At 60.8% G+C, this 13741-nt stretch carries 13 protein-coding genes; 3 read left to right on the top strand and 10 right to left on the bottom strand.

Annotated elements, in window-relative coordinates; all coding sequences use genetic code 11:
• Positions 1 to 1678, bottom strand: a 1678-nt coding sequence (locus KEM60_RS15990; RefSeq protein ID WP_219232421.1) for a transketolase, incomplete at its 3' end; no start/stop codon positions are given.
• Positions 1679 to 1831: 153 nt separating this feature from the next.
• Positions 1832 to 3112, bottom strand: a complete 1281-nt coding sequence (locus KEM60_RS15985; RefSeq protein ID WP_219232419.1) for an ROK family protein — start codon at positions 3110 to 3112, stop codon at positions 1832 to 1834.
• A 132-nt stretch (positions 3113 to 3244) separates the two neighbouring features.
• Between KEM60_RS15985 and KEM60_RS15980 the strand changes: the two genes are divergently transcribed.
• From KEM60_RS15980 to KEM60_RS15970, 3 genes are read left to right on the top strand one after another with little or no spacing between them, the layout of a single operon-like run.
• Entirely contained in the window at positions 3245 to 3826 is a 582-nt protein-coding gene (locus tag KEM60_RS15980; RefSeq protein WP_219232417.1) for a PTS sugar transporter subunit IIA, read from the top strand.
• Complete coding sequence (locus KEM60_RS15975; RefSeq protein WP_219232416.1) at positions 3823 to 4098, top strand: PTS sugar transporter subunit IIB; 276 nt, start codon at positions 3823 to 3825, stop codon at positions 4096 to 4098. Before KEM60_RS15980 ends, KEM60_RS15975 begins: the two co-directional genes overlap by 4 nt.
• A gap of 37 nt (positions 4099 to 4135) precedes the next feature.
• On the top strand, positions 4136 to 5665 hold the full coding sequence (locus tag KEM60_RS15970) for a PTS ascorbate transporter subunit IIC (protein ID WP_219232414.1): 1530 nt from the start codon (positions 4136 to 4138) through the stop codon (positions 5663 to 5665).
• 15 nt (positions 5666 to 5680) lie between these two features.
• On the opposite strand, the gene flgL is transcribed toward KEM60_RS15970, so the two are convergent.
• The 8 genes from flgL to KEM60_RS15930 form a co-directional block, all read right to left on the bottom strand.
• Positions 5681 to 6655: a flagellar hook-associated protein FlgL gene (gene flgL, locus KEM60_RS15965; protein WP_219232412.1), complete on the bottom strand. Its 975-nt coding sequence runs from the start codon at positions 6653 to 6655 to the stop codon at positions 5681 to 5683.
• Positions 6656 to 6691: 36 nt separating this feature from the next.
• Positions 6692 to 8167, bottom strand: a complete 1476-nt coding sequence (gene flgK / locus KEM60_RS15960; RefSeq protein WP_219232410.1) for a flagellar hook-associated protein FlgK — start codon at positions 8165 to 8167, stop codon at positions 6692 to 6694.
• A gap of 143 nt (positions 8168 to 8310) precedes the next feature.
• Positions 8311 to 8607, bottom strand: coding sequence for a hypothetical protein (locus KEM60_RS15955; protein ID WP_219232408.1), 297 nt, complete (start codon positions 8605 to 8607; stop codon positions 8311 to 8313).
• Complete coding sequence (gene fliS / locus KEM60_RS15950; protein WP_219232406.1) at positions 8604 to 8990, bottom strand: flagellar export chaperone FliS; 387 nt, start codon at positions 8988 to 8990, stop codon at positions 8604 to 8606. The genes KEM60_RS15955 and fliS overlap by 4 nt, the downstream gene beginning before the upstream one ends.
• Positions 8991 to 9054: 64 nt before the next feature.
• Complete coding sequence (gene fliD / locus KEM60_RS15945) at positions 9055 to 10434, bottom strand: flagellar filament capping protein FliD (protein ID WP_219232404.1); 1380 nt, start codon at positions 10432 to 10434, stop codon at positions 9055 to 9057.
• Positions 10435 to 10563: 129 nt separating this feature from the next.
• On the bottom strand, positions 10564 to 11853 hold the full coding sequence (locus KEM60_RS16775; protein ID WP_219232402.1) for a flagellin: 1290 nt from the start codon (positions 11851 to 11853) through the stop codon (positions 10564 to 10566).
• A 164-nt stretch (positions 11854 to 12017) separates the two neighbouring features.
• Positions 12018 to 13346 (bottom strand): glycosyltransferase family 2 protein, encoded by a 1329-nt coding sequence (locus KEM60_RS15935; RefSeq protein ID WP_219232400.1) that lies wholly within the window; start codon positions 13344 to 13346, stop codon positions 12018 to 12020.
• Between the two features lie 210 nt (positions 13347 to 13556).
• A partial coding sequence (locus KEM60_RS15930; protein WP_219232398.1) for a hypothetical protein occupies positions 13557 to 13741 on the bottom strand: 185 nt, incomplete at its 5' end.

Below are 13741 nucleotides of genomic sequence, written 5' to 3'. Positions count from 1 at the left end.
TGTCGAGGGGTGGCGTGGTGGCGGGGGTGATGTCGCGGAGTTGGGGGGTGGCTTGTCGGGCGCTGATGATGGCGGTGGGGTGGTCGTCGCTGGTGAGGGCTCGTTCCCAGGCGCCGCGCATTTCGTCGGTGTCGGCGGGTCGGATGACGTCGAGTCGGGGGATGGCGCGCAGCGCGGCGAGGTGTTCGACGGGTTGGTGGGTGGGTCCGTCTTCGCCGACGGCGATGGAGTCGTGGGAGAGCAGGTGGAGTAGGGGGAGGCCCATGAGCGCGGACATGCGGATCGCGGGGCGGGCGTAGTCGCTGAAGACGAGGTAGCCGTTGACGTAGGGCCGGGCGAGTCCACCGAGGGCGATGCCGTTGGCGATGGCGGTCATGCCGTGTTCGCGGATGCCGTAGTGGATTTGGCGGCCGTGGCGGGATCCTCGTCGGCCGAGGGTGGCGGGGCTGTGTCGGCTGGGGATGAGTTCGTCGTCGCTGGTCATGCGGCCACCTGCGGTGTCGGCGAGGTCTGCTGATCCGCCGTATAGCTCGGGGAGGCGATGTCCGAGGTGTCGCAGGATGCGCGCGGACGCGGTGCGGGTCGCTTCGGGGCCGGTGGGGTTGTCGAGTCCGTCCCATAGGTCGGCGGGGAGGGTACGGCGGCGGATCCGGTCGTAGCGGGCGACGAGGTCGGGGTCGGTACGCCGACGCCAGTCTTGGTAGCGCTGTTCCCAGGTGGCGTGGAGTTGTGCGCCGCGGCGTTGGACGTCGCGGGCGTGGTTGAGGGCTTCTGCGGGCATGGCGAAGTGGTGGTCGGGGTTGAGGCCGAGGAGGGTTTTGGTGGCGCGGATCTCGTCGGTGTCTGGGGCGCCTGCGTGGGCGGCTCCGGTGCCGCTCAGGGTGGGCATGGGGTGGCCGATGCGAGTGCGGATGCGCACGAAGGTGGGTGGGTGGTCGGCGCTGGGGACGGTGGCGTCGGTGAGTGCGGTGTGGAGGATGTCGAGGTTTTCAGCGTCGTCGACGGTGATGATGCGGAATCCGTAGGCGGCGAATCGTGCGGTGACGTCTTCGCTGCTGACGAGTTGGGTGGAGCCTTCGATGGTGATGCGGTTGTCGTCCCAGAGGACGATGAGGCGGCCGAGTCGGAGGTGTCCGGCGAGGGCGGCTACTTCGTGGGAGATGCCTTCCATGAGGTCGCCGTCGGAGACGAGGCACCAGATGCGATGGTCGAAGGGGCTGGTGCCGGGGGGTGCGTGCGGGTCGAGGGTGTCGCGCCAGTGGCGGGCGTCGAGGGCCATGCCGACGGCGTTGCCGAGTCCTTGGCCGAGGGGGCCGGTGGTGGTTTCGACGCCGGGGGTGTGTCCGTGTTCGGGGTGGCCTGGGGTGAGGGAGTCGAGGGTGCGGGTGGCGCGCAGGTCGTCGAGGTCGAGTCCGTATCCGCTGAGGTAGAGCTGGAGGTAGAGGGAGAGGCTGGTGTGTCCGGCGGAAAGGACGAAGCGGTCGCGGCCGGGCCAGGTGGGGTCGGCGGGGTCGTGTCGTAGGTGGTGCTGGAAGAGGGTGGTGAGTAGGGGGGTGAGGCTGCAGGCGGTGCCGGCGTGTCCGTGGCCGAGGGCGTGGACGATGTCGAGGGGAAGGACCCGGGCGTATCGGATGACGTCGTGGTCGGTGACATCGGGCGTGGCGGGTGGGGTCGTCATAGGTGGCTCCCTGCCTGCGGGTTATGTCTATTAATGTTCAAATCTGCGGGGTCTATCATGCCGGTCTACGCCGTTCACCGCATCCATGCTGCGCCGAACGGTCAGTCAGGATGATGACTTCCCGGCGCCCAGGCGGCGACCAGAGGGCGCCCATCAGCGGTCGGCGAGCGCGGAGTCGACGGTGGCGGGGGTGAGGATCTCGTCGAGGGCGAGGTGGGCTGCGCCGATGAGTGAGGCTTCGGCGCGGATGGAGGAGGCGACGATTTGGGTGCTTGATGCCGCGTGGGGATGGACTCGGGCGGCGGCGACGTGACGGATCGTGCTGATGAGGGGGGTGTTGTCGTGGGCGAGTGCGCCGCCGACGACGACGAGTTCGGGGTTGAGTAGGGCGATGAGGGCGCCGATGGACTGGCCGAGTCGGTGCCCGGCGTCGGTCATGGCGTGGACGGTGGTGGGGTCGCCGGTGAGGGTGCGGTCGACGAGGTGGCGCATGGCGGCGGCGCCGGTGTGGTCGCTGGGGTGGGTGTCGTGGAGGGTTCTGGTACGTCGCAGGAGCGCGAGTCCGCTGGCGGTGACGTCGAGGCAACCGTGTTGTCCGCAGCGGCACGGGGTGTGGTCGTGGGGGTCGGGGATGTGGGCGAGGTCGCCAGCCATGCCGGCGACGCCGCGGACGACGTGCCCGCCGGTGATGATGCCGCAGGCGATGGTGGTGCTGATTTTGACGACGACGAGGTCTCTGACGTCGGGCCAGGAGGTACGCCATTCGCCGAGGGCCATGATGTTGGCGTCTTTGTCGACGACGACGGGGACGTTGGTGACGCCGAGTCCGGGGAGGAAGGCGAGGATTTCGCGGGCGATGACGATGTCGACCCAGGCGTCGGCGAGGGGGGCCGCGTGGGGTGGGCGGGCCATGCGGCCGTGCCATTCGACGGGGCTGGGGACGCCGACTCCGACGCCGAGGACGGTCGCAGGTGGGATGTTGAGTCGTTCGACGAGGCGGCGGAGGCGGCTGCCGACGGCGCCGAGGACGGCGGCGGGTCCGGCGGTGACGTCGATGTCGAGGTCTTCTTTGGCCAGGATGTGACAGCCGAGGTCGGCGATACCGATGGTGGTGTGGGTGGCGCCGATGTCGACGCAGAGGAGGTGTCCGCCGTTCTCGTTGAATTCGATGAGGCGGGGTGGGCGTCCGCCGCTGCTGCCGTGGTCGATGCGTTCGACGATGTATCCGGCGTTGAGCAGGGTGTCGAGGCGGGCTTCGAGGGTGGCGCGGGCGAATCCAGTGTGGGCGATGAGGTCTCGTCGGGTGGCGCTGCCGAGATCACGGATGAGGGTGAGGAGCGCGCCGGGGCCGGTTTCGGCGCGCAGTGCGGGACGGGGGCGGCGGCTGCCTGCTCGTCGGACGGTACGCACCCCGGTGAGTTCTGGTGCGGTCATCGCGCTCTCCTCGGGCGATCGTGGCACGCGGGTGTATTCCCCTCAGTGCTGACACTAGCGTTCCAACGGAGTTTTGTCCTAGTCTGCTCAAAAGCAGGTCGATGGAGCCTGTGACCGGGCAAGGAGGCACCGATGGGCGAGCAGGAGCTGCACACCGACGGCGACGACGCGCGATCCGCGCCGGAGACGAGCACGCCCGCCATACCAGAGCCTTCAGCTCAGTCCGGGTCGAGCACCTCGAACGACGCACCGTCGCTGGCTGATCTGCTCTCCCCTGCCTCGATCTGTTTGAACGCCACCGCGCAGGATTGGCGGGACGCCGTACGGACGAGTGGGACGTTGCTCGCAGCCAGTGGATGCACCACTGAGGCCTACACCGATCAGATGATCGCTGCGGTAGAACGGTTCGGGCCGTACATCGTGATCGCGCCAGGGTTGGCGTTGGCGCATGCCCAGGCAAGTGACGAGGTGCACCGCACCGGGATGTCCTGGTTGACCCTCAGCGATCCAGTGAGTTTTGGGCATCCTGACAACGACCCGGTATTCCTGGTGATCGGCTTGGCTGCCACAGACCACGAAGCCCATATGACGGCATTGCAGCAGCTGGCGATGCTGCTCGGCGAGCCGAGTGCCCGTGCCGCTCTGGATGCCGCGACCACCCCTGACGCTCTGCTCGACACCATCACTCGCCTCGTCGGAAAGAAGGACTCATGAAAATCGTTGCTGTCTGCGGCATGGGAATCGGCACATCCATTCTGCTGAAAATGAACGCTGAGAAGGCGTTGGAAGAACTCGGTCTTGACGGTGATGTCGAAGCTGCTGACATCGGCACCGCCAAAGGGGTCGCCGCGATGGCTGACCTGATCCTCACCAGCGCTGAGCTCGCTCCTGAGCTGGAGGACTGTGACGTCCCGTTGCGGGTGGTGTCCAACTTCATGGACGTCTCCGAGATTGTCACCCACCTCAGCGAGGCCCTCGACGTCTGAGCGGCCCCCCGCTCTCGCCCCTTTGGGAGAACCCACCATGCAGGTCATCAATTTCCTGGTTAACCAGGTCCTGTCCGTGCCGGCGTACCTGGTCGGTTTGATTACCGCCGTCGGGCTGATAGCCATGGGCAAAAAGTCCGGGCAGGTCGTCGGCGGCGCATTGAAAGCCACGTTGGGTTTTTTGATCCTAGGCGCGGGCGCGGGAGTGGTAGTCGCGTCGTTGACCCCGCTTGGTGAGCTGATCCTCAAAGCGACCGGCGCGCAGGGCGTCGTCCCCACCAACGAAGCCATCGTGTCGATTGCGGCGGCGCAATTCGGCGCGCAGGTGGCATGGGTGATGATCGGCGGGTTCTTGGTGAGCTTGATCATTGCCCGGTTCACCCCGTTGAAGTATGTCTTTTTGACCGGCCATCACATGTTTTTTATGGCGACGATGCTGACAGTGGTGTTGTCGGTGGCTCAACCGCCGGCGGCTCTTTTGGTGGCCTGCGGGTCAGTCATGTTGGGCACAATCATGGTGGTGCTGCCGGCATTCTCTCAGCCGTTTACCCGCCGCGTCACGGGGCATGACAAGCTGGCGATGGGGCATTTCGGCACCTTGGGTTATATCGCAGCTGGCGCGATTGGTGCAGCCACCGGAGAACGGTCAAAGTCCACTGAGGATGTGGCGGTCCCGGAGAGCCTGCGTTTCCTGCGGGATTCGATGGTCGCGACCGCCCTGTCGATGGTGCTGTTCTATGTGGTGTTTTGCAGCTGGGCGTGGGCGAAGGTGGGCAGCACAGTGGCCTTCCCCATCCTGAAAGCCACCGACGGTGGGGACTTCCTGATGAAAGGACTCGCACAGGGTTTGCAGTTCGGCATCGGCGTGTCCATCATCCTGTACGGCGTACGCACGATCCTGGCGGAGCTCGTCCCTGCTTTCGAAGGAATCAGCCGGAAAGTGGTGCCTGGTGCCGTCCCAGCGTTGGACTGCCCGATCGTGTATCCGTTCGCTCCCAACGCAGTGCTCGTCGGTTTTGTCAGTTCGTTCGCGGGCGGGTTGGTGTCCTTCGCATTGTTAGCGTGGGTTTTCGGTCCAGCGTGGGGGTTGGCGTTGATCCTGCCGGGGATGGTGCCGCATTTCTTCACCGGAGGGACAGCCGGAGTCTTTGGCAACGCCACCGGTGGTCGCCGCGGCGCCGTACTGGGTGCCTTTGTCAACGGCGTCCTGATTTCGTTCCTCCCGGCGTTCCTGCTGGGCGTATTAGGCACCCTCGGGTTCGCGAACACCACGTTCGGGGATGCTGACTTCGGGTGGTACGGCATCGTGATCGGCAACGTGGTGCGGCTCGGCCCGATCGCAGGGACCGCAGGGCTACTGGTAGTGGCGGCGCTATTGCTCGCCGCCGGATGCTGGTTCCAGCTGCGGTACGTCGCGACCGGGTGGGACCCGGGAGCGCGTCACGTCGCGTGGATCGAAGAGCAGAAGAAAGCTGCCAAACAGGCCCGCCAGGCTGCGAAAGAAGCGGCGGCTGCCACTGCCACCACCGCAACCGCCACAGAACCCGCACCTGGAAAAGGAGCCTGACCGTCCCAACCGAACTCAGCGCAAGAAGTCCATCAAGGACGGCTGAATAATTTTGGCGGATGCCTGCAACGCAGCGTTGTAGGCGTTGGCCTGGATATTAAGGTCCATTGCAGCCTTCATGAAATCAACGTCTTCTACTTTGGACAGCGCAACTGTGGCACCGTCATCCAGACGTCCGTTGAGCTCGCCTAGCCCATTCAATCGGGCAACACGAGCTCCGACGGTTGAAGATGCTGACGAAAGCTGCTCGGCTGCTTTATCAAGGTCACCGAGCATCCCTGAGAGGGTAGCTGGGTTGTAGGTACCATCAGGTTTGCGAAGTTCCCGAACAACCCTGTCAAGTAGGCCAGTGGCCGAGTCAGGGTCAGTTGGTGCAGCTTTAAAAAACAGGTTGGGTTTGGCCGTAGCAGGGTCGTAAGTCGCCGCGTCTGCTGGGTCTTTGAATGCCCTCCACCCGGAGACCGCAACGTCAATATCGCCAGCAGCCCCTGTCGCTTCGGTCACTTTACGTAGGACGGCGTCGGTGTTGCCGAGGAAAGCGCCGGTGGTGTTGTCAAAAGCATTGGCTGCAGTAGAGGTGCCACCGAAGACGGGTTGTCCGGCGTATTGAGTGTTGGCGAGGTGGATCATTCCCTCCCGAATTTGTTCGATCTCGTTGGCATAGGCAGCGCGCTGTTGTGGCGAATTGGTACCATTAGCTCCAGCAACGACCAGACTGCGGACTTTCGTCAGCATGGTCTGACTGCGAGTGAGGGCATCATCGGCTGCTTGGAGTCGGGTGACTCCGTCTTTGATATTTTCACCGAGCGCAGAGAGTGCGCGTTGCTGGTCTCGTAGCCGCATAGCGCTCACAGTGTCAACGGGCGAATCCGAGGGGCGCACCAGGCGTTTACCGCTAGTCAATGTCTCTTGGGTCCGCTGGAGACGCGCGAGGCTGTTATCCAGACCCATGAGTTGGGTCCGGTTCATCGAGTTTTGAGTGATACGCATGGTCAGACTCCTTCGTGCATACGTCAATCAGGACGCTCAGCGCGTCATGTTGAGCAGGGACTCGATGGTGGCGTCGACGGCAGTAATGAATTTGGCCGCTGCGGCGAAGGAGTGCTGGTATTGAATGAGATGTGTCATCTCTTCGTTGAGGCTGACTCCGGAGACGGAGTCACGGGCGTCATCGGCGGTTTTGGCAACGTTGGCGGCAGCTTGCTGGTTGCGGTAGACACTGGCCGCTTCGACACCGAGCGTGACAACGAGCCCTCGGAGTTTGTCGTCGGCTCCGTCTGCTTTGCTCATTAGCGCGGACATGTCTTTGGCGTTGTCACCATTGAGCGCTCCCACGGCTGGCGGTGCAGGTGTGGGGTTTTTGGTGGAGATGGCCAAGTCGTTGGGTCCACCCTGGAACTGCAGGGTGGCAGCTGCTCGCACACCTGCTGGCAGCGCCCCGGCTCCATTGGTGAACAGTTTGGGACTGCCCGCCACCTGCTGGGTGCCAGTGACAGTCCAATTGCCGGATTGCTGCGTGTTGACGTCTGTTGCGATGGTGACGGCGATGGTGTCGAGTTTGTCTAAATAAGAAGGCAGAGTGGTGTTGAGTGTCGTCAGCTGGGCTGCGAGGGTGCTGTGTGCTCCCGCAGGGAGAGCGTTTCCGGTCATGGCGGTGCCATCAAAATCTTTGGCCCATTCCACACCTACAGGGGTGACTGGTGCCGCGGTGCGGTGGGCCACGGCATCATTGCTCCCGACTGCGACAAGGGTACGGCTCTCATGTCCGCTGACTAAATAGTCGTTAGTACCAGGTCCAAGCTTGACGTTGACGACGCCGTCCGCAGCTCTTTCAGCGGTGCCACCGGTCAGGGTGGTGACTTTTTCGACGAGGAGGTCGCGCAGGTCGGCGAGTTCGTTAGCAGGAAGGCCGTTGATGACGTTGTTGCGGATGGCGCGGTTGAGGGTGGCGATGTCTCCAGCAGCTTTATTGATGTCGTTGATGTTGGCGTCGAGTTGGGAGCGGGTGTCGTTCCACTGCACCTCGAGAGTGGTGGCGATGCGGTTCAGCTCGGTCGCGACGGCACGACCCCGCTCGACGACGACGTTGCGGGGGGCTTCTGATTTGAGGTCGTTGCCAGCGGCTGACCATGACTGCCAGAACTCCGCCATCCGCTGTTTCAGTCCTGTGTTGCTGGGTTCGCCGATGGTGCGTTCGATAGCTTCATAAGTCTTTTGGCTTTCGCTTAATTCACCGAGGTTTTGGTGCGCAGTGCGAGCTCTGGCTTCAAGGAACTCGTCACGCATCCGAGAGACCCCGGTCACTTTGACACCGCCACCAGCTTGATCGTACTTCGACCAAATCGCCGGGACGGTGGGGCCACCGACCGCTACTTGATCGACGCGTTGTCGACTGTATCCAGGGGTAGCGGAGTTAGCGATATTTTGTCCGGTGATGTCGAGGCCACGTTGCGCAGCAAAAATCGCCCGCGAACCGAGATTCAAGCTGCTGAAGGATGACATCTGTGACTCCACCTCGTCCGTGAGTGCGGCCGGGCCGCGTGGCACTGTCCTGAGTAACCCGAGTCGTGGATGACCCGGACGTTCGTGTGTGGTATCGGCCGATCAAGGCCAGTTGTGAAGGGTTAGCGCAGATCAAGCACCGGTCAGACGCTGCGATCCAGGTAGAGCGCTTGCGCACCGGCATGTTTTGAGGTGCGCTGTTCAAAGCGCAGGTCAGCGTCCGTCGCAGCTAATTGATACTGCACGAAGGTGGCGAGCAACGCGGTGCGTTGCATCAAATGGGTGGCCCGGTCAGCGAGCTGAGGTGGCAAGGGGCCGAGGCTGTCGGGTGGAGCGAACTCAGCGACTTCTCTGACTTGACCGGTACGCAATGCCTCTTCTTGCGTATCAAGTTCGTCTTCAAGTCGGGTGAGTTCAGCTTCCCAAGCAGCGATGCTCACGGTTGGTCTCCGGTGGCGTGAGCTGCTTGATGCCACGCTTCTCGCAATGGCTCGATAATCTCCCGCACGGAGTGCACGCGGGCAGCGTCTTTGTGGATGTTGGCTTGGAAGAGCTCTTGTAAGCAGAACTCATAGATGGCGAGGAGTTGCTCGCCACCAGCCCAGGCATCTATGTCGAGGGTTGATGCAAGCTCAGTAATGATTGCCTGGGCATGCACCAGATTGCTGTGAGCCGCGGGGACGTCGCGGTTGACCACGGCCTGCTCCGCGTTCAATAGGTCTTTGCTGAGCCGGTCGTAGAGCATGGTGAGCAGAGTTGCGGGGGAAGCGGTGCTCACGGTCGCTTGCGCGTACCGGTTGCGGAGTTGGGCCGTGGTCGTCATACGTGGTTCCTTCCTCGAGCAACGCTCGACGAAGACATCCCCCGTGGTGTTGGGGTTTGCCGGGTCAGTTCTTGGCGCTGCCGCCGTTCAGGGAGTTGATTTGACCGGCGAGCCAATCTCCTTGCGATTTCAGCTTGGAGAGCATCTTGTCGAGAGCGTCGTATTGACGGGTGAGGATCTCTTCTTTGGCTGTCATCCGGTCGTTGAAGCGTTTGATCTGATCGCTATAGTCCTTGACCAGGGCATCTTGCCCTCGGACCGCGATGGTCAATATCCCATCGGTTGCGTTCGTCAGAGACTTACTGACATCGGCAAGTTTTTGGGCTGCACCGGTGACTGTTTTTTCAACAGCGCTGGGATCTTTGGTGTAGGCCTCAGTGAACTTAGCTTTATCGAAGGAGAGACTACCATCTTTAGCGATGTTGATGCCGACACTGCTGGGAATATTACTGCTGGAGCCCACAAATATGTCACTGAGGCGCCTGGTGATGTCTTGCGCTGTGCTGTTGCCCATGAACACGCCAGAGTTGTTGGTGGCATCTTTCCCAGCTGTTGCTTTTGACAAATTGGGGTCGACTTTGGAGTTGATCCGAATATTGGTCAGGGCAGCGTTGGCGGCGTCGACCATGGCTTGGACTTTGTCGGCGATGGCTGCGGGGTCTCGCTGACTGCTGATCGTCGTGGTCCCAGGAGTCAGTGCAGTGATGCTGACTCCTTCCATCAGACCGTCGACTTTGGCAGTCTTGGAGGTGACAGAAAACTCAGCTGGGCTGCCAGCACCGACGGTGACTTGGGTATCCTGACCTGCGGTGAGTTGATTCACGCCACCGATGACAGAGCTGTCCCCACTGACCGCGAGAGTGGTGTCAGCGCCCGTGGTTTTGGACGTCAACTGCAGACGGTAGGCGCCGTCGCGGACTTTGACAACGGTGGCGGTGACGTCGAGACCGGTGGTGGTGTTGATTTTTTCCGCGACGGTGTTGAGGGTGTCGGTTGCCGTGAAGTCCACTGCTATGGCGGTGCCGTGGTTGGTAATTGACAAAGACCATGGTGATCCATTGACGGCGGTGTTGCGGTCGGTGACGGCGATTTCTCCGCTGAGAGCCGCGCCGGCTTGAGCGACGCGGTCGACTCGGACGGTGAGATTCCCGGCGACGGAGACTCCACTGGCAGTGACGGTAGCGACGTCTTTAGCGCTGCTAGTGGCGCTAGCCGATGACCAGATGGAGGTCTTGAGGATCGAGTCGGGGATGACGGCGTTCGCGGCTTCGCCGATTTTGTTGACGAGGCCATTGAGTTGAGTGAGTGCTCCAGAGAGCGCGCTGGCTCCGATTTTGGCTTTGGCGATGCGGTCACCGGCGAGGCGTTCGACGTTCATAAGTTTTTGGACGACGCCTTTGGTGTCGAAGCCAGTGAGCAACCCGCCGACGGACATGCTGCCCATGGGGTTCTCCTTCCGTGGAGTCGATGGTCATCCTGAAAGTGGGGCGAGTACGCCGGTGAGGGGGCGCAGGCGTTGACGCCCACGCCCCCTCACGGGTTATGCGGTGTTCACGCAACGAGTCGGTCAGGCTCAGCCGAGGAGCTTGAGGACAGACTGCGAGGACTGGTTGGCCTGAGCCAGCATGGAGACACCGGCCTGCTGGAGGATCTGCGAACGGGTGAAGTTCGTCATTTCCTTGGCCATGTCAGTGTCACGGATCCGCGACTCGGATGCGGCGAGGTTCTCGCTCGACACACCGAGATTCTTGATGGTGTGGTCGAGGCGGTTTTGCAACGCACCTAGTTCAGAGCGCTGGTCCGACACCGTCTTGATTGCAGCATCAATCTTACCCAGGGCAGCTGAGGCTGTTTGCTGGGTACTCAAATCGATCCCCGCACCAAAAGAGGCGACTGTTATAGTTCCTGACGGAGCAGTGGTAAAACTGACCTTTCCTCCACCTACACTCGAGTCAAAGGTGACATCATTCCCTGTTACGGATCCAACTTTCTTTCCCATGTTATCCGTAACATCAGTGCCCGTGATGGTGTACGTGCCAGCATTAACATTTCCAACTTGACCGGTAGCCGCACCACCAGTTGTTACTGTAGCACTGAAGTTTGTGGAAATGAATGCCATTGATGAACCAGCAGCCCAAGAGGAAGCCCCCTTGATAGTCGCGCCAGAGTCAAGAACTATGTTCTTGTTATCAGCCGCGCTGACAACACCGACTTTCTTGTTATCAAGCATGACATCCAGATTGCCACTGGTGCCTGCAACGACGCTATAAGTACCAGCAGCAACAGGGCCGGTAGTCGATACCGTACCGTCCAGCTTTCCACCAGTAAGTGCCTTAACGCCACCGGTGGTCATCGAAAGGCTGTCACCGCTCAGCGCTGCAATGTTGACGTCCATGGTCTGACCAGTGTTGGCGCCGATCTGCAGGTTTTTGTTGCCAAAGGTTCCGTCAAGCAGGTTCATCCCGTTGAACTGGGTACGGGTGGAGATTCCATTCAGCTCTTTGCCAAGGGCGACAACCTCTTTCTGGATCTGGGCGCGGTCCTCATTGGTGTTGGTGTCAGATGACGACTGCACAGCCAAGGTGCGCATGCGCTGCAGGATGGAGTGCACCTCGTTGAGCGCACCTTCAGCGGTCTGGATCAGTGAGACACCGTCCTGGGCGTTGGCCTGGGCTTGGTTGAGACCACTCACCTGAGAGCGCAGTTTCTCCGAAATCGCCAGCCCAGCTGCGTCGTCGGCAGCACGGTTGATACGAAGGCCGGAGGAGAGTCGCTCTAGGCTGGTCTGCATGCTGCTCTGAGTACCGGTCAGATTCCGGTAAGAGTTCAGAGCCGCGACGTTGGTGTTGATCTGAAGACCCATGATGTAGCTCCTTCGTGGATGGGGTCTGACGTCACCCTCCGTGGTGACGCCTACCTAACAAACTGGGATGACTTCCAGTCAAGGTGCCGCCCTAGGTCAGGCTGACACTTCTCCTATCGACCACGTGCCAGCTTCATGAAGTATTTTTCGTAAAAATTTCAGTTCTATTCAGTCGCAAGGCTTTTCAAGCCAAAGCTAGCTCCCGACTGATGCGAAATAGCTTTCACCGAGAGCTCTGCACCTGCCGCCTGTGCGATGGCCACCAGGGAACGCGCCACCTCAACTCCTTGCGGCGGATATTGCATCATCTCCTCAGCTACCCCTCGGAGGAAGCCCCTATCAGCTTCATATAATAATTGCGCTAATTGACCTAGCGGGCGATTACCCCATAATGCTAAGAGCAGTAACCCATGCCCAAGGCCACGACCGTAACTAGCCATAAGACGCACACCGCAGGCAATAGCTTCCTCTGACTTCTGAAGAACCACCGCGTTTAAAAAACGTAGCTCTATCACCTCAGCAAGTGGCAAAGTCATTTGCGCGGTTCCACGAGGATTATCAATTTTAGCCAACAAATCTGCAACTCGTTCGTGTCGCCCCCGTTTCCACTCAACCTGCGCTTCAAACCAGTCGCAGAGCTGCAGGTCACTCCCCTCACTCCGGAGAGATCCCACTATCAAGGAAGCCTCCTCAACCTCACCCAGCCCTATAAGAGTTTCCGCGAGTTCCTCCCCTAGCCATCTATCAATGTTTTTTTCCTTCACCATCCCTCGCCCTTCCTTGAAATCACGGAGTGCAGATTTCTGGTCTCCTGCAAGCAAATAAGATCTACCCCTATTTAGCAAAGCGGTCGCAAGCTGACGGTTATCACGCCGATCCCTTGCGGCGTCCACTTCCAAAGAAGAGACGGTGATATTACGCTCACCCTTTTGAGTGCCCACACTATCGCCAGCATATCCGAAATGCTTCAAGTAAACAATTTCGTCACTTATAAGCACATCACGTCTGAGGCGTTCTGGAATGAGAGTCATTTGCTCGTGGAGCCTGCCATCATAGCGAATACGCCCGTGCCGCATGACTCTATTAGATGGCCATTGTGAGTCCATACGGATCGCGCTAACCATGTTTCTTATTTGAATAACTAGCGTGTCTGCACCAGTCATATTCAGCCTCAAAGAATCCTTGAGGCTGATCTCCAACCGATCTCGATCAGCTACAATTCGCTCGTCCGCGTCGATGATCAGCACCCATTTGGCATGACACATCGCGATCGCCGCATTGCGGGCCCGGGAGAAGTCTTGATCCCAATAACCTCGTTCCACGCGCGCCCCCGCAGCCTCGGCAATCTCGATCGTGCGGTCGGTCGAGCCGGTGTCATAGATACAAATCTCTGACAACAGCGGCCGCAACGCGTTCAGGGATGCCAAGCAGTCAGGGAGGAACTTCTCTTCGTTCTTCACGATCAGAGCAGCAGCTAACAGGGGAGTCTCCATGACGTCCCCATCGGCTCAGAATCGATCTAGCTGAGCCGATCATGTTCTCGCGGTGACGGATCCAGATCGCTGCTGAGGCGAACCGAACGCACATGACGATGGGTCCTCCCCTGACTCTTCAGGAAGGACCCATCATCAATCTACTACTGTCACCACTCAGCAGATACACGAGGACCTGCAGCCCACAAACCCCCGCGGCACAGCAGCTCTTCAGGCAGTTCGGCCATCACCATTATCGACGCGAGCCTGGCTCGGAGATTCGGAGCTAGTCGGGATGGCCAGTCGGTCCTTGTACGTCGAGCGAGCCGCGATCTGCGCGTAATACGCCGCCTTACGCCGCGCCACCGCACCACCAGCATTCACCGGCACCTCCACCAACGCCGGATCCAACTGCG

The organism is Austwickia sp. TVS 96-490-7B (assembly GCF_019331795.1).
Lineage (GTDB): Bacteria > Actinomycetota > Actinomycetes > Actinomycetales > Dermatophilaceae > Austwickia.
This window is presented reverse-complemented; position numbering and strand designations above follow the sequence as displayed.